At 74.2% G+C, this 24,823-nt stretch carries 17 protein-coding genes and 1 riboswitch; of the genes, 7 read left to right on the top strand and 10 right to left on the bottom strand.

Translation table 11 applies throughout. The annotated features are described in order from the left end of the window. Positions 1-129 precede the first annotated feature (129 nt). On the bottom strand, positions 130-1,785 hold the full coding sequence (locus ABTZ99_RS10825) for a fatty acyl-AMP ligase (protein ID WP_499610335.1): 1,656 nt from the start codon (positions 1,783-1,785) through the stop codon (positions 130-132). A 293-nt stretch (positions 1,786-2,078) separates the two neighbouring features. Between ABTZ99_RS10825 and ABTZ99_RS10820 the strand changes: the two genes are divergently transcribed. Beyond that, on the top strand, positions 2,079-8,171 hold the full coding sequence (locus tag ABTZ99_RS10820) for a type I polyketide synthase (protein WP_499610332.1): 6,093 nt from the start codon (positions 2,079-2,081) through the stop codon (positions 8,169-8,171). 52 nt (positions 8,172-8,223) lie between these two features. Here the strand turns inward: ABTZ99_RS10820 and ABTZ99_RS10815 are convergent, their stop codons facing one another. From ABTZ99_RS10815 to ABTZ99_RS10805, 3 genes are all read right to left on the bottom strand, one after another. Further along, positions 8,224-9,405 carry a S8 family peptidase gene (locus ABTZ99_RS10815; RefSeq protein ID WP_499610329.1) on the bottom strand — a complete coding sequence of 394 codons (1,182 nt, stop codon included), beginning with the start codon at positions 9,403-9,405 and terminating at the stop codon, positions 8,224-8,226. A 114-nt stretch (positions 9,406-9,519) separates the two neighbouring features. Then, on the bottom strand, positions 9,520-10,467 hold the full coding sequence (locus ABTZ99_RS10810; RefSeq protein ID WP_499610326.1) for a DMT family transporter: 948 nt from the start codon (positions 10,465-10,467) through the stop codon (positions 9,520-9,522). A gap of 162 nt (positions 10,468-10,629) precedes the next feature. Next, complete coding sequence (locus ABTZ99_RS10805) at positions 10,630-11,889, bottom strand: cytochrome P450 (protein ID WP_498778946.1); 1,260 nt, start codon at positions 11,887-11,889, stop codon at positions 10,630-10,632. Between the two features lie 103 nt (positions 11,890-11,992). Then, a riboswitch (cobalamin riboswitch) is annotated at positions 11,993-12,105 on the top strand. 91 nt (positions 12,106-12,196) lie between these two features. Between ABTZ99_RS10805 and ABTZ99_RS10800 the strand changes: the two genes are divergently transcribed. From ABTZ99_RS10800 to ABTZ99_RS10780, 5 genes are read left to right on the top strand one after another with little or no spacing between them, the layout of a single operon-like run. Continuing rightward, entirely contained in the window at positions 12,197-13,498 is a 1,302-nt protein-coding gene (locus tag ABTZ99_RS10800; RefSeq protein ID WP_499610322.1) for a peptidase, read from the top strand. 37 nt (positions 13,499-13,535) lie between these two features. Further along, positions 13,536-14,360: a hypothetical protein gene (locus ABTZ99_RS10795; protein WP_499610320.1), complete on the top strand. Its 825-nt coding sequence runs from the start codon at positions 13,536-13,538 to the stop codon at positions 14,358-14,360. Beyond that, complete coding sequence (locus ABTZ99_RS10790) at positions 14,357-15,433, top strand: CbiQ family ECF transporter T component (RefSeq protein WP_498778950.1); 1,077 nt, start codon at positions 14,357-14,359, stop codon at positions 15,431-15,433. Before ABTZ99_RS10795 ends, ABTZ99_RS10790 begins: the two co-directional genes overlap by 4 nt. Continuing rightward, entirely contained in the window at positions 15,430-17,031 is a 1,602-nt protein-coding gene (locus ABTZ99_RS10785; RefSeq protein WP_498778951.1) for an ABC transporter ATP-binding protein, read from the top strand. Before ABTZ99_RS10790 ends, ABTZ99_RS10785 begins: the two co-directional genes overlap by 4 nt. After that, on the top strand, positions 17,028-17,861 hold the full coding sequence (locus ABTZ99_RS10780; protein WP_499610317.1) for an ECF transporter S component: 834 nt from the start codon (positions 17,028-17,030) through the stop codon (positions 17,859-17,861). Before ABTZ99_RS10785 ends, ABTZ99_RS10780 begins: the two co-directional genes overlap by 4 nt. Here ABTZ99_RS10780 and ABTZ99_RS10775 read toward each other — a convergent pair. The 3 genes from ABTZ99_RS10775 to ABTZ99_RS10765 all read right to left on the bottom strand — a co-directional run bounded on the left by ABTZ99_RS10775 (position 17,806) and on the right by ABTZ99_RS10765 (position 20,270). Beyond that, positions 17,806-18,471, bottom strand: coding sequence for a hypothetical protein (locus ABTZ99_RS10775; RefSeq protein ID WP_498778953.1), 666 nt, complete (start codon positions 18,469-18,471; stop codon positions 17,806-17,808). The genes ABTZ99_RS10780 and ABTZ99_RS10775 overlap by 56 nt on opposite strands. Before the next feature lie 99 nt (positions 18,472-18,570). Next, positions 18,571-19,137, bottom strand: a complete 567-nt coding sequence (locus tag ABTZ99_RS10770) for a hypothetical protein (protein WP_498778955.1) — start codon at positions 19,135-19,137, stop codon at positions 18,571-18,573. Beyond that, on the bottom strand, positions 19,134-20,270 hold the full coding sequence (locus ABTZ99_RS10765) for a sugar efflux transporter (RefSeq protein WP_499610510.1): 1,137 nt from the start codon (positions 20,268-20,270) through the stop codon (positions 19,134-19,136). The genes ABTZ99_RS10770 and ABTZ99_RS10765 overlap by 4 nt, the downstream gene beginning before the upstream one ends. On the opposite strand from ABTZ99_RS10765, the gene ABTZ99_RS10760 reads away from it, so the two are divergent. After that, complete coding sequence (locus ABTZ99_RS10760; protein ID WP_499610516.1) at positions 20,245-20,391, top strand: hypothetical protein; 147 nt, start codon at positions 20,245-20,247, stop codon at positions 20,389-20,391. The genes ABTZ99_RS10765 and ABTZ99_RS10760 overlap by 26 nt on opposite strands. A gap of 6 nt (positions 20,392-20,397) precedes the next feature. On the opposite strand, the gene ABTZ99_RS10755 is transcribed toward ABTZ99_RS10760, so the two are convergent. The 3 genes from ABTZ99_RS10755 to ABTZ99_RS10745 all read right to left on the bottom strand — a co-directional run bounded on the left by ABTZ99_RS10755 (position 20,398) and on the right by ABTZ99_RS10745 (position 24,531). Next, the gene (locus tag ABTZ99_RS10755; protein ID WP_498778958.1) at positions 20,398-22,017 is read right to left on the bottom strand and encodes a methyltransferase; all 1,620 of its coding nucleotides are present in this window, start codon (positions 22,015-22,017) and stop codon (positions 20,398-20,400) included. Positions 22,018-22,090: 73 nt separating this feature from the next. Beyond that, complete coding sequence (locus tag ABTZ99_RS10750) at positions 22,091-23,467, bottom strand: acyl-CoA reductase (protein ID WP_498778959.1); 1,377 nt, start codon at positions 23,465-23,467, stop codon at positions 22,091-22,093. After that, on the bottom strand, positions 23,464-24,531 hold the full coding sequence (locus tag ABTZ99_RS10745; RefSeq protein WP_499610314.1) for an acyl-CoA reductase: 1,068 nt from the start codon (positions 24,529-24,531) through the stop codon (positions 23,464-23,466). The genes ABTZ99_RS10750 and ABTZ99_RS10745 overlap by 4 nt, the downstream gene beginning before the upstream one ends. Positions 24,532-24,823: the final 292 nt, after the last annotated feature.

The following is a 24,823-nucleotide window of genomic DNA, read 5'->3' as shown; positions in this document are numbered from 1 at the left end:
TGTCAGACCCCGTCGGTAAAATCGAGAACAGGGGTCCCCCTGGGCGGGGACCTCCGCGACGCGTCCGGGGCGGTGATCACGAGGTGGGCGCCGGACCGGCCGGCGGCGAAACCCGCGACCCGTCCACGGTCACGAGGTGGGCAGCAGACCCGCGAGGTAGCGGTCGCGGCAGGCGGCGCGGGAGAGCTTTCCGCTCGACGTCTTCGGCACCGAGCCCGGTTCGACCACCAGCACGTCCCGCACGCGCACGTCGTGGTGCCGGGACACGGCGGCGCGCACGCGGGCCCGGACGCGGGCCTGGTCGACGGCCGCGCGAGGCACCTTCGAGGACCGTTCGGCGACCACGACCAGCGCCTCGCCGTCGACCGAGGGCACCGCGAACGCCGCCACGTGACCGCGCCGGATCACGTCGTCGGCCCCCTCCACGACCGCCTCCACGTCCTGCGGGTAGTGGTTGCGGCCGTCGATGACGATCAGGTCCTTGATCCGGCCGACCACGTACAGCTGGCCGTCGTGCAGCACGCCGAGGTCACCGGTGCGCAGCCATGGCCCCGGCGGCGAACCCGGCAGCCGGGCGCCGAAGCCCTCGCCACCAGACCAGTAGCCCGGCGAGACGTTCTCCCCGCACACCCAGATCTCGCCCACCCGGTCGCCCTCGACCCGCTCCCCCGTCACCGGGTCCACGATCGCGAGGTGCTGGTCGACCGCGCCGCCGCAGCCGACCAGCACGCTCGCCCGCTCCGGGTCGTCCTGGCGGACCGCGCGTCCTCGGGCGAGCGCGGCGCGGTCGAACCCGGTGGTCGTGGGCCGGGCGGCGGCGGTCACGAACACCGTCGCCTCGGCCAGGCCGTACGAGGGGCGCTGGGCGTCCGGCCGCAGCCCGCACGGCCCGAACGCCTCCTGGAACCGGGCCAGCGTCGCCGCGTGCACCGGTTCGCTGCCGTTGATCAGCGCCACCACGCCGCTCAGTTCCAACCCGGACCGATCGGCCGCCGACACCCGCCGCGCGCACAGGTCGTAGGCGAAGTCGGGCGCGGCGCTGAGGACGTCGCGCCGCCCGTGCATGGCCCGCAGCCACCGCGACGGCCGGTAGAGGAACGCCGACGGGTCCATCAGCACCGCCTCGGCACCGGTCGTCAACGCCACGCCGACGCCGAGCACCAACCCCATGTCGTGGAACAGCGGCAGCCAGCTCACCGGCGACGCCACCGCGTCGGCCAGGCCGTAGGCGGTGAGCGCCTGGCGCACGTTGACCTGGAAGTTCCGGTCGGTCACCACCACACCGGCCGGCGTGCGCGTGGAGCCGGACGTGTACTGCAGGTAGACGGGGCCGCCGAGCCGTCGCACGGGCGGTTCGTCCGACGGCGGCACGCTGCCGACCACCACCACGTCCAGGTCGAGCGCGGCCGGCGCGTCGGTGAGCGCGACGGTCGGCGCGCAGTCGCGCAGGATGCCGTCGAGGCGTTCCCGGTGGCCGTCGCCGGTGATCGGGAACAGCGGCACGGCGAGCACGTCGGCGTACAGGCAGGCGACGAACGCCACCACGTAGTCCAGCCCTTGGGGCAGCAACAGCAGCGCGCGGTCGCCGGGCGCGCACCGGCGCCGCAGCTCGGCGGCCACGCCGCAGGCCCGTGCGTCCAGCTCGGCCCAGGTGATCGGGACCGGCACGCCGCGGGGGTCCGCCTCGTGGTCGAGGAACGTGAAGGCGGTGCGGCCGGGCCGTTCGCGGGCCCAGCGCCGCACGGCGTCCACGACCGTGCCGGTGGTGGTCGCGGTGACCGTCATGAACACCCTCTCCTCTGCGCGATGACAAAATTCGGAAATAGGTTTTGTGCGGTCGTCACAACTTTTGTCGAAGTGATTTCCAACACGCCGGGCGCAGAAGCTACCGGCGAGTAGAAGAACTGTCAACGACTACTTCACGCGACCGGTCATTGACCCGATCGGCCTATTGTTCGCAGGCGTTCGACCAGGCCACGATCGTTCGCACGCCGCAGGCACCCCGATCGCGGACGTGTCATCCGCCGCCTCGCAAATACTTCACGGCGTTTTTGTGGGAATCGTACGAAAGGTGACCCATGACCGGCTTCGGCACGTCCGCGGAAGCGGAGATCCGCGCTTGGTTGGTGCGCGGCGTCGCGGAACTCGCCGACCTGGCGGAGGGCGAGGTGGACGTCGACCAGCCCCTGGCCGAACTCGGCCTGTCCTCGCGTGACGCCGTGGTGCTCGCGGGCGCGTTGGGCGAGTTCCTGGACGTGCCGCTGCCCCCGACCCTGCTCTACCAGCACCCCACCATCGCCCGCCTCGCCCGCCACCTCGCCGGGCCCGCGCCCGCGCCGGACGCCGCGCCCGGCCGACCCGTGGACGAGGGCATCGCGGTGGTCGGCGTCGGCTGCCGGCTGCCCGGCGGCGTCGACGGCCCGGACCGGCTGTGGGACTTCCTGCGCTCGGGCGGTGACGCGGTCACGCCCGCGCCGCCGGACCGCTGGCCCGGCCTGCCCGACGGCACGCCCCGGTTCGGCGGCTTCCTGGCCGACATCAAGGGCTTCGACGCCGAGTTCTTCGGCATCGCGCCGCACGAGGCCGCGTTGATGGACCCGCAGCAACGGCTGGTTCTGGAGGTGTCGTGGGAGGCGCTGCACCACGCGGGCATCGCGCCGGACGCCTTGCGCGGCAGCCGGACCGGGGTGTTCGTCGGCATCTCGACCGGCGAGTACGGCACGGCGAGCGCGGCGGACCTGAGCCGGGTGGAGCCGTGGACGGCGACCGGCGGAGCGTTGAGCATCGCCGCGAACCGGTTGTCGTACCTGCTGGACCTGCGCGGGCCGAGCCTCGCGGTGGACACGGCGTGCTCGTCGTCGCTGGTCGCCGTGCACCACGCGTGCCAGAGCCTGCGCGCGGGTGAGACGGACGCCGCCGTGGTCGCCGGGGTGAACCTGCTGCTCGGGCCGGCCGTCACGCTCACGTTCCACCGGGCGGGCCTGTTGTCGGCGGACGGTCGCTGCAAGCCGTTCGACGCCTCCGCCGACGGCATCGCGCGGGCCGAGGGCTGTGCGGCGGTCGTGCTCAAGCGCCTGTCGGACGCGAGACGTGACGGCGACCGGGTGCTCGCGGTGATCCGGGGCAGCGGCGTGAACTCCGACGGGCGCTCGAACGGGCTGATGGCGCCGAACCCGGAAGCCCAGGCCGACCTGCTGCGCCGGGTGTACGCGGACGCGGGCGTCGACCCGTCCCGGGTGGACTACGTGGAGGCGCACGGCACCGGGACGCTGCTCGGCGACCCGATCGAGGTGGGCGCGCTGCGCGAGGTGCTCGGCCGGGACGAGGCGGCACGCGACGGTGGGCCGTTGCTGCTCGGCTCGGCGAAGGCGAACTTCGGGCACGCCGAGTCGGCCGCCGGGGTGATCGGGCTGGTGAAGGCGGTGCTGGCGGTGCGGCACGGCGAGATCCCGCCCAGCCCGCACTTCCGCGTGCCCAACCCGCACATCGACTTCACCGGCGTGCGCGTGGTGACCGGGCCGACGCCGTGGCCGCGGTACTCGGGCCGGATCACGGCGGGTGTGTCGTCGTTCGGGTTCGGCGGCACGAACGCGCACGTCGTGCTGGAGGAGCCGCCCGCGGCCGACCCCGCCGACCGGCCCGACGGCCCGGCGTTCCTGGTGCTCTCGGGCACGTCCGAGGGACGCGTGCGGCGGCACGCCTCGGCGTTGGCCGAGTGGCTGGCCACGACGCACGCCGACCTGCACGACGTGGGCGCGACCTTGGCCCGACGTCGTGGACGTGAGCCGCACGCCGCGGTGGTCGCCGGGTCCGACCGGGCCGCCGTGGTGGCCGAGTTGCGCGCGTTGGCCTCGGGGGAACGCCCGGTGGGCACAGCGGACCGGCACGGCGACGCGGTGTGGGTGTTCTCCGGCTACGGCTCGGGCTGGGCCGGGATGGGACGTCGGCTGCTCGACGCGGAACCGGTGTTCGCGGCGGCGGTGGACGAGGTGGACCGGCTGATCGCGCCGCACTCGGTGCGGTCCTTGCTGGAGACGCCGTCGGACACCTTGGGCGACGGCCAGATCGCGTTGTTCGGCGTGCAGATCGCCCTGGCGCGGCTGTGGGAGTCACGCGGGCTGCGGCCGGCGGCGGTGATCGGGCAGTCCGCGGGCGAAGTCGCCGCGGCCGTGGTGAGCGGCGCGTTGTCGCTCGCCGACGCCGCCCTGGTGATCACCACGCGGGCCCGGCTGCTGGACGTGGTCGACGCGGCGGGCGACGGCGGGATGGCGGCCGTCGCACTGCCCGCCGACGAGGTGGACGACCCCGCGCTGTCGGTCGCCGTGCACGCCGCACCGCGCCGCTGCACGGTGTCCGGCCCGGCGGACCGGCTCGCCGCCCTGGTCGCCCGGGTCGAGGCGGACGGCGGGATGGCGCGCGCCCTGCCGCTGCGCACCAGCGGCCACTCCCCCGCCGTCGAGCCGGTGCTGGACGAGCTCGCGTCGGCCCTGCGCGAGGTCGCTGGACGACGCGGCGACGTGCCGCTGTACGGGACCGTGCTGGCCGACCCGAGGCACGCGCCGCCGTTCACCGCCGCCTACTGGGCCGCGCACATGCGCCACCCGGTGCGGTTCACCCAGGCCGTGACCGCCGCGCTGGAGGACGGCTTCACCGCATTCCTGGAGGTCTCGCCGCATCCCGTGGCGCTGTCCGCGATCGCCGAGCACGCGCCGTCCCTCGCGCTCGTCGGCTCGCTGCGCCGCGACACCGACGACGTGCGGACCTTCCACGACAACCTCGCGTCACTGCACCTGCACGGCCTGGTGCCCGCCCGAGGCGTCACCGACGTGCCGGCCGCACCGTGGGAGCACCGCCCGCACTGGACCGCTCCCCCGACCCGCCGGGCCGGCCACCCGCTGCTCGGCGACCACGTCGAACTGCCCGACGGCACGCACGCGTGGCAGGCCGACGTGGGCCTGGCGGCGGTGCCGTGGCTGGGCGACCACCGGGTGCAGGACACCGCCGTGCTGCCCGGCGCGGCGTACGTGGAGATCGCCCTCGCCGCCGGCGCGCAGGTGGTGCCCGGTCCGCTCGCGGTGCGCGACGTGGTGTTCGAGGCGCTGCTGCCGCTGGCCGACGAGGTCCGGCTGAGCACCACGTTCCGGGCCGGGCGCGTCGAGGTGCACGCGAAGACCGCCGACGGGTGGGCCCGGCACGCCACCGCCACCGTCGTGCCGGGCGAGGAGCGCGGCGCCCCGCCACCGGTCGGCGGTGGACTCGAACCTGTCGCCCTGTACGACCGGCTGGCCGAGGTCGGGATGAACTACGGCCCGGCGTTCCGGGGCGTCCGGTCCGCGCTGGCCGGCGCGGGTGCGGCGAGGTGCCTGGTCGACCGCCCGGACGGCCCGGACCGCGCGTTGCGGCTGCCGCCGACGCTGCTCGACTCGTGCCTGCACGCGCTCGCCGCCGCAGCGCTCGACGTCGCCGCCGGTGGGCCGTACCTGCCGGTCGGCATCGGGGCCGTGCGGCTGCACGGCGACCCGCGCCGCGCGGACCGGTGCGAGGCCGTGGTCCGCGAGAGCGGCGGGGGTGAGCTGACCGGGTCGGTGTGGCTCTACGACGACGCCGGCACCCTGCTGGTGGAGGTCGTGGACGTGCGGGTGCGGCCGGCGTCGGTGGCGTTGTCCGGGCTGGCGTTGGAGACCGCCTGGGAACGGCACGACCTGCCCGCCGTCGAGGACGCCTCGCGCACGTGGCTGCTGCTCTCCGACTCCCCGACCCTGGCCGGTGTCCTGATCGACGCCGGGCAGCGCGTGACGACCGATCCCTCGGACGCGGCCGACGGGATCGTGTTCGTCCCCGGTGACCTGGAACAGGACTTGGCGCGGCTGTCGTCGTTGGCGCACGACGCGCGGCGGTTGTGGATCGTCACGCGGAACGCGGCGTGCGTCGTGGACGGTGAGGCGGGTGTGCCGGAGCAGGCCGCGTTGCGCGGTGCGGTGCGGGTGTTGGCGTTCGAACGGCCGCAGCTGCGGGCCACGATCGTGGACGTCGACGACGTCACCGTGCTGCCGCGGGAACTCCTCGCCGACCGGGCCGACGACGAGGTCGCCTGGCGTGGTGGCGCGAGGTACGCGGCACGGCTGCGGCGCGCGGAGGTCGACGTGCCCGCGACGGGGTCGGTGGTCGACTCGGGCGCGTACCTGATCACCGGCGGGTTGGGCGCGTTGGGGCTGGTCATGGCCCGGTGGCTGGCCGAACGGGGCGCCGCGCGGATCGTGCTGTGCGGTCGTCGTGGGCCGTCGCCGGACGCGCGGGCGGAGGTGGCGAAGCTGCGGGCGCTCGGCGCGGACGTCGTCGTGGTGACCGGCGACGTCGCCGCACCCGGCGTGGCCGAGCGGGCGGTGACGGCGGCGGTGGACGGCGGGCTGCGGCTGTGCGGAGTGGTGCACGCGGCCGGTGTGCTGGCCGACGCGCCGGTCGACCGACTGGACCCGGCCGACGTGCGGCGCGTGCTGCGGCCCAAGGTCGACGGCGCGCTGCGGCTGCACGAGGCGACGGCCGGGCACCCGCTGGACTGGTTCGTGGTGTTCTCCTCGGCGGCGGCCCTGCTCGGTTCGCCAGGTCAGGCCGCGTACGCGGTGGCCAACGCCTGGTTGGACGGGTTCGCCCGGTGGCGGCGGGCGTCGGGGCTGCCCGCGACCACGATCGACTTCGGCGCGTGGAGCCGGGTCGGGTTGGCCCGGGACAACGACAACCCGCTGCTGCGGCCGATCTCGCCGGCCGAGGGCGTGCAGGCGGTGGAGGCGTTGCTGCTGTCCGGACGGGTGGCGACCGGCGTGGTGAGGTTCGACCGGCGGCGGGTGGTGGAGCTGTTCCCCGGGCTCGCGCACCGGCCCTTCTTCTCGTCGTTCCTCCGGCCGCCGTCGGAGGTGCCCGCGGCGGACCGGCTGAGCGCGATCGTGGCGCGGGTGATGGGTGGTGCGCCGGACCCCTCGCTGCCGTTGACGTCGCTGGGGTTGGACTCGTTGATGGCGATGCGGTTGCGCAACGCGGTCGAGCACGACCTGGGGGTGGAGCTGCCGGTGCCGTTGCTGCTGCGCGGGGCGAGCCTGCGTGACGTGGAACGCCACATCGCCGGGCTCGAACCCGAGGCGCCGAGCCGGGTCGAGCCGCGCGACCCGACCGAGCGGTGGGTGTTCGGGCTGTGGGCGGAGGTGTTGGGGCGGCGGGACTTCGGCGTCCACGACGACTTCCTCGCCCTCGGCGGCTCGCGGGAACGACTGCTGGCGCTGGTCCGCCGCCGGGTCGCCGTCGACGACTCGCTGTTCGCGTCGCCGACCGTGGAGGCGATGGCCGAACGGCTGCGCGCGGCGTTCGAGGACGCGGGCGGGCCGGTGCGGGTGCTGCGCGCGGGCGGGTCGCGGCGGCCGTTGCACCTGTTCCACCCGGCGGGCGGGCCGACCAGCGTGTACGAGCCGTTGGTCGGGTTGCTGGAGGACCGGCCGTGCTACGGGTACGAGCGGATCGACGAGGTGCCGGACATCCCGGCCAAGGCGGCGCGGTACGCGGAGCTGGTGCGGTCGGTGCAGCCGTCCGGGCCGTACGTGCTGGGCGGCTGGTCGTTCGGCGGGTGCCTGGCGCACGAGGTGGCGTGCCTGCTGCGGGACCAGGGCGCCGAGGTCGGGCTGGTGGTGATGATCGACACGGTCCGACCGCTGCCCGCGCCCGAGGTCTCGCCCGCCGACCTGCTGCGGCACCGGTTCGCCCGCTACGTCCGGCACGTCGAGGAGGTCTACGGCGCGTCGGTCGAGCTGCCGTGGGAGTCGTTGTCCTCGTTGGACGACGTGGGGCAGATCGACGCGGTGCTGGCCGCCGTCGCCGACCTGGGCATCAGCCCGGGCGCGCTGCGCCACCAGCGGACGTCCTACCTGGACGCGCGGGCGGCCGAGCGGTTCACGCCGCGGCACTACCCGGGGCGGGTCGTGTTCTACCGGGCGACCGACCGGGAGACGCTGACCACCGTGCTCGACCCGCGCTACCTGCGCCGGCAGGACGACGACGACCTCGGGTGGGCCGACGCGTGCGGCTCGTTGGAGGTCGTGCCGGTGCCCGGCGACCACCTCTCGATGGTGGACCTGCCGCACGTTTCCGCGGTGGCGCGGCACCTGTCGTCCGTGTTGGACGCGTAGGGTTCCCCGGCGCGCGGGGTGAGGGCGCGAAACCCCCGCGCGCCGGGGAGGTTCACAGGCCGTTGGTGAACAGCAGGCGGTTGACCGTGCCGCCGGTGCCGCCGCCGCTGACGACGTTCGGCGTGGCGGCGGAGTTCAGCCAGTTGTGCACGGTGGCCGAGGACTGGTCGCCGAACCGCTGCTTGTAGAGCGCGGCCACGCCGGCCACGTGCGGCGTCGCCATCGACGTGCCGCTCATCGTGCCCGAGCCGCCGGTGCGGACGGTGGAGACGATCGAGCTCCCCGGCGCGTAGAGGTCGACGCACGCGCCCGTGCTGGAGAACGACGACCGGGCGTCGGTGTTCGTGGAGGACGCCACCACGCTGGCCGTCTCCACCTTGCGCGGCAGGCGGTCGCACGAGTTGCCGCCGGTGTTGCCCGCCGAGGTGGCCAGGAAGACGCCCGCGGCGATCATGTTGCGGATCGCGGTCTCCAGGCTGGCCGACGCGGTGAAGTTCCACGACGTGTTGGCCACGGCCGGCTTCGTGTGGTTGGCGGTGACCCAGTTGATCGCGTTGAGCGCCGACGTGGTGGTCGCGCCGCCGGAGCAGTTCATCATCTTCACGCCGTGCAGCCGCACGCCCTTGGCGATGCCGTAGGTGTTCGAGCCGATGGTCCCGGCGACGTGCGTGCCGTGGCCGTGGCAGTCGGTGTTGTTGGTGTCGATGCCGTTGTAGTCGAACGTGGCCCGGCCGCCGTAGTCCGCGTGGCCCGGCGTGATGCCGGTGTCGATGATGTAGGCGTGCACGCCCACGCCGGTGTAGTTGTAGGTGTAGCTGCTGGACAGGGGCAGGTTGCGCTGGTCCACCCGGTCGATGCCCCACGACGGCGGGTTGGCCTGGGTGGCGTCGAGCGCGTCGGTGACCAGCACGTCCTGCTCGATCGTGGTGACCGCGGGGTCGCGGCTGAGCTTGCGCAGCTGCGCCGGGGTGAGCTTGGCGGCGAAGCCGTGGAACGCCGCGTCCCAGACGTGGGTCGGCGTCACGCCCGCCGCGGCGGCCACGCCCGCGCCGCCGCGGGCCGTCGCGCCGAGGGTGACGATGTAGGAGTCCTTGATCGGGTGGACGGTCGCGGACGCCGTCGCGGTGACGATGTCGGCCTCGTGCAGGGGTTCGGCCGAGGCGGTGGTGGCGGTGAGGCCGACGGCGGTGGTCGCGACGGCCAGGACGGTGAGCGTTCGACGGAAAGGACGCACGGGTTGGCTCCTTCTGGTGAACCCGGGCGAGTGCGCCCCGACGCAGGGTTGACGGAGCGAACGGTCACTCGTCCGAGGTCCAGACCAGCAGCCTGACCAGCGCTTATGCCATGGTCAACGGAGGTCGGCCGAACGGCCGCCGCCCCCGTCACGCTCGGTGGAGATAACCGACAACTGGTAACGCCCGGTTCGCTCTCCCGGCCGCTTGGCCGGGGCCAACCGGGTCAGGGCGACACCGACCAGCACCACGGCCATCCCGGCCACGATCCGCGCCGTCAGCGGCTCGTCCAGCACGATCGAGCCCAGCGCGACGGACACGACGGGCAGCAGGTAGCCGACCGTGGCGGCGCTGGTCGGGCCTTCGTCCTCGATGATCCGGTAGTTGAGGACGAACGTGACGCCGGTGCCGAAGACGCCGAGTACCACCACGGCGACGATCGCGGTGGCGTTGGGCGTGGCCGGGGTGTGGTCGAACGGGAGCATGACGGCGGCCAGCCCGGTGGCGGCGGTGAGCTGGGCGGCGGACACCGCGATCGGGCCGCCCTGGCCGACCAGCTTGCGTCCCATGTAGGCGAACGCGACGGCGTAGCCGGCCGCCGCGCCGAGCAGGACGAGGGCGCCGACGCCGGCCAGGCCGTGCCGCTGCCAGGGCGCGAAGATCAGCAGGACGCCGGCGAAGCCCAGGACGAGCCCGGCCACCCGGACCGGCGTGACGCCGCGGTCCGTGCCGATCGCCAGTCCGATGAGGAGCGAGAACAGCGGGGTGGTCGCGTTGAGGACGCCCGCCACGCCCGAGTCGACGGTCTGCTCGCCGATCGCGAAGAGCAGGAAAGGCAAGGCGTTGCAGAAGAACGCCGCGACCACCAGGTGGCCCCACAACCTCGCCGGGAACCTCTGCCGCCCGACCCGCGCCATGACCACCAGCACCGCCGCGCCGAGCGCGCACCGGATCACCGTGATCTGCACCGGCGACAACCCGGTCAGGGCCACCTTGATCCACAGGAACCCCGAGCCCCACAACAGGGCCAGCACACCCAACCGCAGCACACCACGTCCGGTCATGGGACCACCGTCCCGCACGACCGCCTTCAAGAAAAGTGAAACATCATGACGCCATGTTAAGCAGAGCTACAACGTCGCGGGCACGTCCGCCGTCCGAACGGAGAACTCGGGTACCCGAACGACCGCGTCCTGCGTTCGGGACACCCGAGTTCGACGCTCAGGTCAGCGGGTGTGCACGTACAGCGACTCGACGCCGTGCACGATCGACGCGGTCCGGAACGCCGGCCGCTCGTCGGCCAGGCGCAGGTTCGGGAAGCGGCGCAGCAGGGCCGGGTAGGCGGCGCGCAGCTCCAGCCGCGCCAACTCCGCGCCGACGCACCGGTGCGCGCCGTACCCGAACGCCAGGTGCGACGACGACGAACGGCCCGCGTCGAACTCCGAGGCGCCCTCGCGGTTCGCCGCCGACAGCGACACCACGACCACGTCGCCTTCCTCGATCTGCTGGTCGCCGACCCGCAGCGCGTGCCGCGCGAACCGCGGGAACGCCACCTGCACCACGCTCAGGTGCCGCAGCAACTCCTCGACCAACGGCGCGGCCGCCGCGTCGTCGTCACGCATCGCCGAACGCGCGGCGTCGTCCTTCAGCAGCACGATCGCGCCCAACGCGAGCATCGACGCCGTGGTGTCGAACCCGCCGGTCAGCACGCCGTCGGCGAGTCCGGCCAGCTCGACGTCGCTCACGTCGTCGCCGTGCTGCCGGATGATCGAGCCGATCAGGCCGTCGCCCGGGGACCGGCGCTCGCGACGCACGATCTCCTCCATGTAGGACAGCGACTCGGAGATCGCCCCCAACGCCTGCCCCGCGCCGCTGAACACGTCGAACCGGGCCGCCGCCAGCTCCTGGAACCGGTCGCGGTCCTCGTAGGGCACGCCGAGCAGCTCGCAGATGGTCAGCGACGGGACCGGCAGCGCGAACTCCCGCACCAGGTCGACCGGCCCGTCCGCGGCCTCCATCGCGTCCAGTCGCTCGGTGACGATCGCGTCGATGCGCGGCACGAGCCGCGACAGCCTGCGCATGGTGAACTCCGGCGTGAGCAGCTTGCGCAGCCGGGTGTGGTCGGGCGGGTCGGCGAAACCGAGGCCACCGGGCGACTGCTCCAACCGACCGACGGCGGCGCCGAGCCGCGCGTAATCGTTACTGAACGCCCCTGTGTCGGAAAGCACGTTCTTCGCCTCGTCCTGACCGGTGACCAACCACACCCGCAAGCCGAACGGCACCGGGATCCGGTGCACCGCGCCGGACTCCCGCATCCGCTCCAACTCGGGCACCGGCACCACCCCGTCCCGCTTCAGCGGAACCAGCGCGCGGTCCGGGAGCAGCGCAAACGCCCGTGAACCGATCTTGCCCAACACCCACCGCGTCGCCGAACGCCGTGCGACCCACGCCACCAAACCGTCGCGCACGGACGCCAGAGTCGTCATCGAACACCCCTCTTCCCCAGACTGGATCGCCCGACGGTAACCGTACGTAGGGGTGAGCAGCATCGCGCTAGAGGCGGATTGACACGCCAAGGTCCGTGACAGACGATCGGCAATCGCGCGCGATACGGGGGAAGCCGGTCGAAATCCGGCGCTGACCCGCAACGGTAGGTCCCACCCGGGACGAGCCCGAACACCCGTCGCGCGTGCCACGCTCCTGACACCGTCGAGGTCCACGGGTCGGAGCCCGGGGGAAGTCGGTCACGGCTGTCCGGGGTCCGCTCACGCCTTGCCCCCGGAAAGGCCGAACATGTCGTTGAGACGGACCGCCGCCGTCATCGCCACCGCCGCGGTCGCCGCGCTCGCGGCCGCTCCCGCAGCCTGGAGCCAGGAACGGGTCGCGCCCACCGCGGACGTGAGCGACGCCGCCGCCGGCTGGCTCGCCCGGCAGCTCGTCGACGGCGACCACTTCGAGAACGTCTTCGACGGTGTCGCCTACCCCGACCAGGGCCTCACGCTGGACGCGGTGTTCGCGTTCACCGCGGCCGGCGTGGCGTCCGCGAGCTCGGACAAGGCCACCGCGTGGCTCGCCGAGCCCGCGATCATCGCCAACTACCTGCACTCCGGCGACCCCGCCGAGTCGTACGCGGGCGCGCACGCCAAGCTGGCGTTGGCGGCCCAGGTGCGCGGCCAGGACCCGACGGCCTTCGGCGGCGAGGACCTGATCGCCGGTCTCACCGCGCTCCAGGCGCCGTCCGGCCGGTTCCAGGACAAGTCGCAGTGGGGCGACTACTCCAACGGCTTCACCCAGGCGTTCGCGGTGCTCGCGCTGGACCGCTGGGAGGGCGCGCCGCAGGCCGCCGTCGACTACCTCGTCGGCACGCGGTGCCCGGACGGCGGGTTCCCGCTGGTGCTGGAGGCCGAGGCCTGCGAGTCGCACGTGGACGCGACCGCGATGGTCGTGCAGGCGCTGCTGGCGGTCGACCGGACCGCCGAGGCCGGCACGGCGCTCGACTGGCTGACCGGCGTGCAGCAGCCCGGCGGCGGGTTCCGCGACGCGGGCCAGGCCGGCGAGGGCAACGCCAACAGCACCGGGCTGGCCGCGCAGGCGTTGCGCGCGGGCGGTCGGACGGCCGCGGCGGACCTGGCCGCGAGGTTCCTGACGTCGTTGCAGGTCGGCTGCACGGCCGCGGAGGCGGGGCGGGGCGCGATCGCGTTCGACCAGACCGGGTTCACGCACGCCACCTCGTTGCGCGCGAGCGCACAGGGCGTGCTCGGCCTGGTGGGCGTGAACTTCGCGGACCTCAAGGCGGAAGGCGGCACGCCGGACGCTCCGGTGCTCGACTGCCCGGTCACCACCACGACGCCGACGTCGACCTCGTCGTCCACTCCGGACACCACGACGACCACCACGGACGCCACCACCACCTCGGACCCCGCTGCCACCAGCACGACGACGGCCCCCGTGGTGACCGTGGCGGGCAACCGCGGCAACCTCGCCCGCACGGGCGCGGAGGTCGGTCCGATGCTGTGGATCGGCGCGCTGCTGCTGGTGGCCGGCGTGCTCGCGGTCGTCCTGGCGCGTCGGCGGTACGCGGAGGCGCGGAAGTGACGGCACGTGATCGCGGCACGGCCGCGCTCGTGACACGATGACCGGCCGGTTGCGGCGCGGCCTGACGGCGCTGGCCGCCGTGGGGCTCGTCCTGACGTCCGCACCGCCGACCGCGTGGGCGGCCGACTGCTCGGGCGTCACGGTGGTCGTGGACTTCCGCTCCCTGGGCGGTGGCGTGCAGACGGGCTGCGCGCCGGGCGATCCCGCCTCGGGCACGGCCGCGCTGACCGCTGCCGGGTTCGGCTACACGTTCGCGTCCCGGCAGCCCGGTTTCGTGTGCCGGATCAACGGCAAGCCGAGCAGCGACCCGTGCGTGAACACGTCCCCGACCACCGCGTACTGGGGTTACTGGCACGGCCGACCCGGCGGTTCGTGGGTGTACGGCAGCACGAGCGCCGGCGCGTACGACCCCGCTCCGGGAAGCGTCGAGGGCTGGTCGTTCGGCGCGGGTGAGCCGCCGGGCATCGCACCGCCGGCCCCCGCGCCCGCGCCGCAACCGACCCAGCCCGCGCCGCAACAACCCGCGCCGGGTCAGACCGGTCAGCCCGCGCAACCCGGGCAGCCGGCGCAACCCGCGCCACCACAACCGGGTCAGCCGACGCAGCAGACCACCCAGCAGTCCGAGACGTCCGCGTCGACCACGGCCGGGACGACGACTCCGCCGCCCTCGTCGGTGACGACGTCTGGCAGCACGACGTCGGGTTCCACCGCGCCGACGGGCGAGACGTCGGTGGCCGTGGAGCCGACGGCGGGCACGTCGTCCGGCGGCACGGTCGGCCTGGTGGTCGGGATCGTGGTGATCGCCGCGTTGGCCGGTCTGGGGCTGTGGACCGCGCGCCGGCGCGCCAAGGCGACGGAGTGAGCCTGCACCCCGGCGCGTGGTGGCTCTGGGCGCTGTGCCTCGCCGCCGTGGCGGGCCGCACCACCAACCCGGTGCTGTTGGCGCTGGTGATCGCGGTCGCGGGGTACGTGGCCGTGTCCTGCCGGGAGGACACCCCGTGGGCCGGCGCCTACGGGGTGTTCCTGAAGTTCGCGTTGGTGGTGCTCGCCATCCGGGTCGTGCTGCACGTGCTGCTGGGCGGGGTGAGCGGGCCGACGGTGCTGGTGACGTTGCCGGAGATCCCGTTGCCGGAGTGGACGAAGGGCATCAGGCTGGGCGGCCCGGTCAGCGCCGAGGGGCTCGCGTTCGCGTTGTACCAAGGGCTCCAGCTGGCGACGTTGCTGTGCTGCGTCGGCGCGGCGAACGCGTTGGCCAACGCCAAGCGGCTGCTGCGGTCGTTGCCGGCCGCGTTGTACGAGGTGAGCGTGGCGGTGGTGGTGGCGTTGACGGTGGCGCCGCAGTTGGTGGCCAGCGCGCGGTCGGTGCGGCGGGCGCGGGCGTTGCGGGGTGACGTGGTGCGCGGCGTGAAGGCGATGCGGGTGCTGATGGTGCCGGTGTTGGAGGACGCGTTCGAGCGGTCGCTGGTGCTGGCCGCGGCGATGGACTCGCGCGGGTACGGCCGGACGGCGGGGCTGCCGAGGCGGACCAGGGTGGTGACCGGTGCGCTGGTGCTCGGCGGGTTGCTGGGGCTGTGCGTCGGCGCCTACGGGCTGCTCGGCGGCGGCGCGCCGGGCGTGGTCGGCACGCCGATGCTGGTGGTGGGCTCGGCGCTGGCGATCACGGGCTTGTGGACGGGGTCGCGGCGGGTGCGGCGCAGCCGGTACCGGCCGGACCGGTGGGGCCCGCGCGAGCTGGTGATCATCGGGTCGGGGCTGGTCGCGGCGCTGGCGACGTACCTCGCGCCGCAGGACCTGGGCGGCGGCGCGTTGACGCCGAGCACCGTGCCGCTGACCGTGCCCGAACTGCCGCTGCTGCCCGCGGCCGGTCTGCTGTGCGCGCTCGCGCCCGTCATCATCGCCAGGAACGTCGGCGCCAGGAGCAAGGTGAACACGTGATCCGGTTCGAGAACGTCTCCGTCACCTACCGCGACGCCGACGCGCCCGCGTTGGCCGCGGTGGACCTGCACGTGCCGGAAGGCGAGTTCTGCCTGGTGGTCGGGCGGACGGGGTCGGGCAAGTCGACGCTGCTGCGCGCGGTCAACGGCCTGGTGCCGCACTTCACCGGCGGCACGCTCACCGGCCGGGTGCTGGTGGCGGGCCGTGACACCCGCACCCACCCGCCGCGCGAACTGGCCGACGTGGTGGGCCTGGTGGCGCAGGACCCGCAGGCCGGGTTCGTCACCGATTCGGTCGAGGAGGAGCTGGCGTACTCGATGGAGTCGCTGGCGCTGTCGCAGCCGGTGATGCGCAAGCGGGTCGAGGAGACGTTGGACCTGTTGGGCCTGGCGGACCTGCGGCACCGGCCGCTGGCGACGTTGTCGGGCGGGCAGCAGCAACGCGTGGCCGTCGGGGCCGCCCTGACCGCCCACCCCCGCGTGCTGGTGCTGGACGAGCCGACCTCGGCGCTGGATCCCGGTGCGGCGGAGGACGTGCTGGCCGCGCTGCACCGGCTGGTGCACGACCTGGGCATGACCGTGCTGATCGCGGAGCACCGGTTGGAACGGGTCGCGCAGTACGCCGACCGCGTGGTGTGGCTGCCCGGCGGTGGTCTGCCGCCGGTCGCGGGCGAGCCCGGCCCGGTGCTGGCGGACGCCCCGGTCGCGCCGCCCGTGGTGCGGTTGGGCCAGCTGGCCGGGTGGGAGTCGGTGCCGGTGTCGATCCGCGACGCGCGGCGGTTGGCCGGTCCGCTGCGGGACCGCCTGCCCCGGCCGCCGGCGGCGTCACCGCCGCGGTCGGCGGAGTTGGTGCACGCGCGTGACCTGCGCGTGCGCTACTCCGCTGTGGACGCCCTGCGCGGTGTGTCGTTGCGCGTCGGCGCGGGTGAGCGGGTGGCGGTGATGGGTCGCAACGGGTCGGGGAAGTCGAGCCTGCTGTGGGCGGTGCAGGGCACGGGCAAGCGGTCCGGCGGCGAGGTCGCGGTGGACGGCGTGGACCCGGCGACGCTCAAGCCGGGTCCGCGGCGCAAGGCCATCGGCCTGGTGCCGCAGCAGCCCGGTGACCTGCTGTACCTGCACACCGTCGGCGGCGAGTGCGCGCAGGCGGACCGCGAGTCGGGCAAGGCCGGGGGCACGTGCCGCGAGTTCCTGGACCGGCTGGCGCCGGGCATCCCGGACGACCGGCACCCGCGTGACCTGTCGGAGGGGCAGCGGCTCGCCCTGGTGCTGGCCGTGGCGCTCACCCCGTCGCCGCGGGCGGTCCTGCTGGACGAGCCGACGCGTGGCTTGGACTACCCGGCGAAGACGCGGCTCGCGGCGGCGTTGCGCGAGCTCGCCGACGACGGCCACGCGGTCGTGCTGGCGACGCACGACGTGGAGTTCGTGGCGGAGTACGCGAGCCGGGTCGTGGTGCTGGCCGACGGCGAGGTGGTGGCCGACGGACCGACCGCCGAGGTGGTCACCGCGTCCCCGGTCTTCTCGCCGCAGGTGGCGAAGGTGCTCGCCCCGCTGCCGTGGCTGACGGTGGCGGACGTCCGCGCGGCCTTGGCGGCCCGGTGAACCCCCCGGTTCGGATCCGGCCACGCGCCACCCTCGCCCTGGCCGTGGCGGCGGCGATCAGCGTGGTCGCCTTCGGGTGGCCCTTGCTGGTCTCCGCGGACGCCGGCATCGCGCAGGGCGCGACGGCACCGTGGACGTTCGCCCTCCTCCTGCCGCTCGTGCTGGCCGTCGTGCTGGCCGAGATCAGCGAGGGCGGCCTGGACGCGAAGGCCGTGGCGATGCTGGGCGTGCTGTCCGCGTTGGGCGCGGCGATCCGCCCGCTCGGCGCGGGCACGGCGGGGATCGAGACGGTGTTCTTCCTGCTGATCCTCGGCGGCCGGGTGTTCGGGCCCGGGTTCGGGTTCGTGCTCGGCAACACCGTGCTGTTCGCCTCCGCCCTGCTCACGGGCGGTGTGGGGCCGTGGTTGCCGTACCAGATGCTCGGCGCGGCCTGGGTGGCGTTGGGGGCGGGTCTGCTGCCGTCGGCGCGCGGCAAGGCCGAGCTCGCGCTGCTCGCCGCGTACAGCGGCATCGCGTCCCTGGTCTACGGGCTGCTGCTGAACCTGTCGTTCTGGCCGTTCGCGTTGAGCGCGGGCAGCACCACGCTGTCCTTCCAACCCGGCGCGCCGATCCTGGACAACCTGGTGCGCGTGGTGGCGTTCAGCCTGGCCACGTCCCTGGGCTGGGACGTCGGCCGCGCGGTCACCACCACGATCCTGGTGCTCGTGACCGGTCCGGTGCTGCTGCGCACGTTGCGCCGGGCCGCCCGCCGGGCGTCGTTCGGCGATCCCCGGTTCACCGGGGCAGTTGCGCCGCCACCTCCGCCAACGCGTCCAGCACCTCCGGCGTGACGTAGCCGGTCGCGATCTCGGCCTCGGCGACGGTGACCGTGGTCCGGTCGCGGTCCGAGCCGTAGTTGGCGCCGGTGAACGCCACGTCGGCGAGCCCGACCTGGGCCGCGCCCAGCGCCTTCACGTCACCGGTCCCGGGCGCGTCCATGAGGGCCTGGAACTCCTGCGCGTCGCCCCGCGAGCCGAACGCGACCCAGGCCACCGCGATCACCGCCGAGTTGCCCACGTCGTCCCCCACGGTGAACAGCACCCGGTCCATCGACGTGCACCCGGTCCTCCGCAGGAACTCCCGCACCGCGCCGAACGCCGCGTCCACGCACGCGGCCTGCTGCTTCTCCGTCCGCTTGAGCCCGTGCAGCCCCATCCGCCGCCACGCGCCGTCGGCGTCACCCCGCCGGGCGAGGTCGCCGCCCTCGGCCTTGCGCTCCTCGACGCTCGGCCCCGGACCGCCACCGCCACCGGAGCCGCCCGCGCTGAGGCCGACCGCTCCCCCGTACCCGACCGCGCTCAGCGCGATCAAGCCGGCCAGCAGCACCGACCTGCTCCGCCCGCCCCCGCCGGCGACCGGCCGGACCCGGCCGCGGTCGTCGGTGTAGAAACCCTTTGGCACCGTGACCTCCTCCCCCTGAGGAAGGTCTAGCAACGCCGAGGGCCCCGAGACCCGAATTTCGCGGAGAACCGCTCGAAGAGCGCAAACCAAACGGTCGGTTCACTGACCGTGCGTGACCCGCCACCGGTCGTAGTCCCCGGGTGTCCGCACGCCGTCGTCCAGCACCGCTCGGTAGAGGTCGAAGCTGCGGTAGTCCGGACGCGAGTGCTTGATCAGCAGGATCGCCGCCCGGGCCGCCGGCGTGATCCGGTCGGGCAGGGTGCGCACGTGCCCGAGGTCGGGCTGGCGCTCCGGCTCGTCCACGAACCAGATGTCCGCGTTCCACTCGGGCCCGGCGCCGTCCCGGTACTTCACGCCCACGTACAGCCCGTCGGGGTAGGCGTCCGGTTCGGCGTTCCAGTGGCGGTCGTCCTTGCGGAACTGCACCACGCGCACCCGCTCGTGCCGGGCGAGCCGGGCGGCGACCCCCACGACGGCGTCCCGGTCCAGCGACGGGCACGCGACCGTGATGTCGATGTCGGGCACCACCATCAGGCCCAACGCGGAACTGCCCGTCCGGACCGGCTCCCCCAGCGCCGAGAGCAGCACGGGCAGCCCGAGGTCGGCCACCACGGCGTCCGCCTGCGCCTGCAAGTCGTCCTGGCGCCGCAGCAACTCGTCGATCACGTGGCCAGTATCGCCGACTTGGGACGTGCGGCGAGCAGCATCGCCAACCCCAGCACCGACATCGCCAGCCCCATGCCGTACGCGGTGCGGTAGCCGAGGTGCTGGGCGAGGCCGAGCAACGGCCCGACGAGCATCGCGCTGGTCTTGTAGGTGTTGGTGAACAGTGTGCTGGCGTACCCGGGCCGGTCGGGCGCGAGGTCCTGGAAGTAGGAGATGCCCAGGCCCATCACCGCCGAGATGACCACGGCGTGCAGCACCTGCGCGGCCATGACCTGCCAGGTCGCCTCGGTGAGGAGCATGATCGTGTAGTACACCAGCGCGACCGCGCCGCCCCCGAGCACGAGCAGCCTGAGGTTGTGCCGCATCGCCAACGCGCCGAAGCCGAGCATCAGCGGGATCTCCAAGGCCGCGCACAGCCCGAGCACCAGGCCCGCGTCCCGGGTCGTGCCGCCCAGGCTCTCGGTCACGAACAAGGGCATCGCCGTCACGCCGAGCGATGTCGCGCACTGCAGCAGCACGAACGCCGCCGCCGCGAGCACGACCTCCCGCCGCAGCCCCGACTGCCGTGCCACCTCGGGCGACGGCGGCGCGGACGGCCCCAGCTCCGGCAGCCACACCAGGATCACGACGACGGCGACCACGTACACCGCGGCGCTGACGGCGAACAGGCCGGTGAACCCGCTGCCCGCGAGCACCAGCGCGCCCAGCGGCGGACCGCCGACCCACGCGATCGACATGGTCGTCCGCAGGCCGCTCATCACCAACGGCGCCTTGGTCGAGCCACTGCGTTCGAGCAGCTGCCGCGCGTAGGCGTACATCTGCGGGATCTGCGCGGACGCCACCGCCCACACCGTGACCGCGACGACCAGCAGCAGCCAGTAGTCCCGCAGCACGGCGAACAGCACCCACGCCAGCCCGCCCGACACCCCGGCCGCCACCAGCAGCGCGCGGCGGATCGCCCGCGAGTCGGACAACCGCCCGAGCAGCGTGCTCACCACCATCGACACCAGTGAGGCGATCAGCAGGAACGCCCCGACCGCGACCGGGCCCGCCCGGACCTCCTTGATCAGGAACAACGACAGGAACGGGCCCGCCAGCGCGTACCCGATGCCCGTCAGCAGGCTCACCGACATCAGCGGCACGAAGGGTCGGGACCTGGGTCGGACCGGGGTTTCGCTCAGCGCGGGCACGGCGGCGATCCTCGTCGCCGGGGTGGGCGACGAGGAAGCCGATTTCCAGCATGCGGACCGGTGAGAGCGCTCACACCGTGGCGCGGGCGACCAGCACCGCCATGTCCAGCGGCAGTTCGCGGATGTCCTCCAGCGCGAAGCCGTTGGCGGCCAACAGCCTCCGGTGCTCCTCGGTGGTCCGCTCGCCGCCCTGCACGGTGTTGACCATCATGTGCACGTTGAACGCCAGCGGCAGCAGCGTGCGCGGGTCGTCCCGGATCGGCCGCTCCACCACGGCCAGCGTCGCGCCCTCCGGCATCGCCGCGCGCACGTTGCGCAGGATCACCGAGCACCGCTCGTCGTCCCAGTCGTGCAGGATCCGGGACAGCAGGTAGAGGTCGCCGCCCGGCGGCACGGGGTCGTGGAAGAAGTCGCCCGCGACGACCGACGCCCGTGCGCCGTGGCCGGCCAGCACGTCGGCCGCGGCGCCGACCACGTGCGGCCGGTCGAACAGCACCCCGCGCAGGCCGGGCGCGGCGGTCAGCACCAGGTCGAGCAGCCTGCCGTCGCCGCCCGCCACGTCGACCACCGTGCCGGTGGCGGGCAGGTCCAGCAGGCCGGGCACCAGTTCCAGGAAGGTCGTGCCCGCCGCCATCGCGCCCTCGAACAGCCGCGCGTCGGCCGGGTGGGCGGCGAAGTGCTCGAAGGGCTGCGCGCCGTACACGTGGCTGAACCCGCTCTCACCGGTGCGGACGGTGTGCTCCAGCCCGCTGAACGACCGGTAGAACAGGCCGCCGTAGATGCGCGCGAGGTCCCGTTGCGAGCCGGGCGCGTCGGCGCGCAGCATCGTGCCCACCTCGGTCAACGACCACTGCTCGCCGGCCCGGCGGAACACGCCCAGCGCGGCGAGGAAGGCGAGCACGCGGCGGAGCTTGTCGGCACGGCAGCCGGTGCGCGCGGCCAGCTCGGCGGTGCCGAGCGGACCGTCGGCGAGCAGGTCGGCGATCCCGAGCTCGGCGACCACGGCCACCGCACGGGTGCGCCACGCGCCCGTCATCAGGTCGAGCATCGAGCGCCGCGGCTGGTCGGGCCGCCCGACGTGGCGCTCCAGCAGCGCGGTGCGCCGGCCGGGGACCCTCAGCTCCAGCCGCGCCGAGGTCGGGCCGCGGAAGTAGAGCATCGTCGCGTGCTCGTGGTCGTTGTAGCCGCCGCCGTCCGCGGTGAGGCCCGCGTCCTGCAACGTCCCGCACACCCCGCGCAGCAGCACGTCGTCGTCGCCGGTCACGCGGAACGCCACGTGCGACTCGGCGTCCCGGTCGGCCTCGGACAACGCCGATCCCCCGGGCACCACGAACAGCTCCACCTCGCGCGCGCTGCCGGCGACGGCGCCGCGCACGATCAGCAGGTCGAGATCCCGCCCGGTCCGGACGCGCAGGCGGTCGCGCACCACCACGCTCGGGCACGGCTCCCGCGCGTCCACGCCGAGCTCGGCCAGCGCCCCGACCACGTCCGACGGCTCCGCCACGGCGACGAGCACCGCGGCGTGCGCGAACTCCAAGTGGCGCAAGACGGACGCGGGTGGATCGCCGCCCAACACCGCGGCCAGCGCGTCGCCGGTGCTCCGGTCCCGCACGAAAGCCACGGTTTCCGCCAACCTGCGGAGGTCTCTCTCCCCCAGCGCGCCGGGCGCGCCGCCCACCGTCACCGACATTGCTGATCCTCCCAGAGGATGGCCGCAGCCCACCCGCGAGCGGGGCACGGCGGATTCGTCACCCCGGGCGGGGCTAAGGTCTGCCGAGCTCCGGGTGGAGCTCGACGTCGCACCAGCGCACGAGGCCGGCGATGCGCGGCTGCCCGTCGTGCCGCCACACCATCGACGGCTTGGTCATCTCGCCGGGCGCGGTCACCCGGCTCGCGCCGAGCACGGCGAGTTCGCGCGCGGTCCGCCGGAACTCCTCGCCGACCGCGCCGAGGCCGACGTTCTGGAAGTGCCCGGCGAACGGGCGCATCGCGTCGACCGCCGAGGCCACGTCCGGCACGGACACGATCCGCGCGACCCGGTTGCCCGCGCCGCTGAGCGGCCGCAGCGCGTCGTCCAGCACCACCGTCCACTCCAGACCCTCGGGCGCCCACACCTCGCTGTCGTCCGAGGTGGCCGCGCGCCACTCGGCGACGAGCCTGCGGTGCTGCAGCACGGTGGCGTCCTGGGCGTCGATCGTCCCGGGTGGGCTGTCCCGCGCCTCCCGCCGCATGGCCGCGGCCAGGTGCTCGGCGATCGCGCGGGCGTGCTCCCGCTGCACCAGGTAGACCTGCGGCGAGAGGCACGCGTGCTGGTCGAAGTCGCTGCAGTCGGCGGCGATCCGGCGCGCCACCTCGGCGGCGCCGAGCCGTGCCGCGTACTCGGCGCCGACGATGCCGAACGACAGCTTGTGCCCGTGCTCCTCGTAGAGCTGGTGCGGCCCGACCTTGGCCCGGATGGCCGCGCACGCCTGGTCGCCGCCGTAGGCGATCACGGCGTCGGCCTGGCCGAGCGCCGCCTCCAGCGTGGCCTCGTCGGCGCGGTCCCAGTAGGTGGCCACGACCGCGTCGGCCAGCACCGGCTCCACGTCGTGCAGGGTGCGCAGGAACGCGGCGGTGAAGTGCGGCTCCTTGGCCGGGACCTTGGCGATCACCGAGGCCTTCACCAGCAGGGCGCGCACCAGCGACCGCGCGGGCAGGCCCGGCACGTTGCCGGAGAACACCGCCAGCACGGTGCGCGGCCCGATCGCCGTGGTGCCGCCGCGGAAGCCGTCGAGCACCTCCGGGTCGCCCAGCTCCCGGGTGAGCGCGGCCAGCAGCGAGTCGGCGCGCAGGGTGCCCAGCTCGGCGTCCAGCGCCCGGTCGATCGTCTCCTCCGACATGCCGGTGACCAGGGCCGCGTTGCGGACCGCGGCGCGACGGGCGGTGAAGTCGCGCTTGGCCCACAGGTCCGCGACCGCGTCGACGGCCTCGACGATCCGCCGCACGGGCAGCCGTCGCAGCTCCTCGTGCGCGGTCCGGAGCCCGTCGCCGACCGCGGCCCAGTCGGCGGGTCGCACGCCGCGCCACTCGTGCGGGCCCGACGTGAGGGTGAACGGCACACCGCCGGCCGTCAGCCACCCGGGCGTCCACGACACGCTCATGCCGCGCCTCCCGTCATCTCGTCCAGGGTCAGCGAGCACCCGCGGCTGCTGCCCGCGATCCGGCCCGCGATCGCCACGCCCTCCGGCCCGGCGATGCCGACGTCGCCGGTGAGCAGCACGTGCGGCCGGTCGAGCAAGGACAGGTCGGTGATCTCCAGCAGGCCGCGGCCCTCCGCGAGGTGCTCGCGCGTGCGGGGGTCGCGGACCTTGGGACCGCCCGCCGGGTGGCTGCCCTTGGGGCGTTCGCCGAGCGGACCGACCGGGGTGTCGGAGGCGTCGAAGAGCTGGTTGGCCAGCTCGGTCATGCCGAAGATGTTGCCGTGCCGCTCGATGCCGAAGACCCGGCGCACGGCCGCGTGCAGCTCGTCCACGCGCATGACCCGCGAGCGGCCCTTGAACCCGCCGCCGTCCCACATCTGCGAGCCGGGTGGCAGTTCCCAGCGCCTGCCCTGCGCCTCCAGCGCGTCGCACACGTTGACGAACGCGAAGGTGCCGCCGATGAGCACCACCGGCAGGCCTTCGGCCACCGCGGCGTCCAGGCGCCGCGCCAGCAGGTCGAAGTCCACCCCGTTCGCGCCGATCACGGCCGTGCTGAGCCGGGGGTCGCCGCACGTCCGGGCCATCCGCACCATGTCGAACGCGATCGCCATCTCCGGCGCGGCCTCCTCGGACGGCACGAACGCCAGGACCACCGGGCGCACGCCGTCGACGGGCCGCAGGTGCCGCCGGGCGTTGGCCTCGACGGCGAGCCCCTTCAGCTCCAGGCCGAGCGCGGAGTAGCGGACGGTGCCGCGGGTGCTCCCGGTCGTTCCGCTGGTGCGGAACACCCGGACCGCCGGCGCGTCCGGGAACAGGTGCGGACCTCCGTCCTTGTACGCGGTGTCGGGCACGCCGACGCCCACGCCCACCTGCTTCCAGTACCGGGCGACGTCCGGCGAGTTCGCCACGGCCAGCTCGACCAGCTGCTCGTGGAGGTCGAGCGGGTCGCCGACACCGTCCTGGACGAGCCGTGCCATCTGTTCGAAGAGCCGCGCGACGTGGGGATCGTCGTGGGCAACGGTCATCGAGGAGTCCTCCTGCGGTGAAGATCGGGCTCGGGACAGGTCAGCAGCGGACGGGCGCGTCGACAAGGTCGGTCCCCGGAACGGATCACCGCTGACCGGGGGTTTCGAGGGGCACAGGATGACCCAGCGACGGCCTGCGCAGAACCGAACGAGCGCGTTCCGCTACGGGAAGTGGAACGTCGACCGGTCCTGTCGGTGCCGGCGGGCGGAGGCGGAACGGCCCGGAACGCCTGCGAACGTCTGTGAACGCCTCGGTGCCGCCCGACCGGTGTGCCGGACCGGCGTGCGACCA

The organism is Actinosynnema sp. NPDC002837, from assembly GCF_040295345.1.
GTDB lineage: Bacteria > Actinomycetota > Actinomycetes > Mycobacteriales > Pseudonocardiaceae > Actinosynnema.
This window is presented reverse-complemented; position numbering and strand designations above follow the sequence as displayed.

What these genes read in the sequence shown, in the direction of transcription:
- ABTZ99_RS10825 (WP_499610335.1), bottom strand. Translation starts at nt 1,785, where the DNA reads ATGACGGTCACCGCGACCACCACCGGCACGGTCGTGGACGCCGTGCGG.
- ABTZ99_RS10820 (WP_499610332.1), top strand. Translation starts at nt 2,079, where the DNA reads ATGACCGGCTTCGGCACGTCCGCGGAAGCGGAGATCCGCGCTTGGTTG.
- ABTZ99_RS10810 (WP_499610326.1), bottom strand. Translation starts at nt 10,467, where the DNA reads ATGACCGGACGTGGTGTGCTGCGGTTGGGTGTGCTGGCCCTGTTGTGG.
- ABTZ99_RS10805 (WP_498778946.1), bottom strand. Translation starts at nt 11,889, where the DNA reads ATGACGACTCTGGCGTCCGTGCGCGACGGTTTGGTGGCGTGGGTCGCA.
- ABTZ99_RS10800 (WP_499610322.1), top strand. Translation starts at nt 12,197, where the DNA reads ATGTCGTTGAGACGGACCGCCGCCGTCATCGCCACCGCCGCGGTCGCC.
- ABTZ99_RS10795 (WP_499610320.1), top strand. Translation starts at nt 13,536, where the DNA reads ATGACCGGCCGGTTGCGGCGCGGCCTGACGGCGCTGGCCGCCGTGGGG.
- ABTZ99_RS10760 (WP_499610516.1), top strand. Translation starts at nt 20,245, where the DNA reads ATGCCCGTCAGCAGGCTCACCGACATCAGCGGCACGAAGGGTCGGGAC.
- ABTZ99_RS10765 (WP_499610510.1), bottom strand. Translation starts at nt 20,270, where the DNA reads ATGTCGGTGAGCCTGCTGACGGGCATCGGGTACGCGCTGGCGGGCCCG.
- ABTZ99_RS10755 (WP_498778958.1), bottom strand. Translation starts at nt 22,017, where the DNA reads ATGTCGGTGACGGTGGGCGGCGCGCCCGGCGCGCTGGGGGAGAGAGAC.
- ABTZ99_RS10750 (WP_498778959.1), bottom strand. Translation starts at nt 23,467, where the DNA reads ATGAGCGTGTCGTGGACGCCCGGGTGGCTGACGGCCGGCGGTGTGCCG.
- ABTZ99_RS10745 (WP_499610314.1), bottom strand. Translation starts at nt 24,531, where the DNA reads ATGACCGTTGCCCACGACGATCCCCACGTCGCGCGGCTCTTCGAACAG.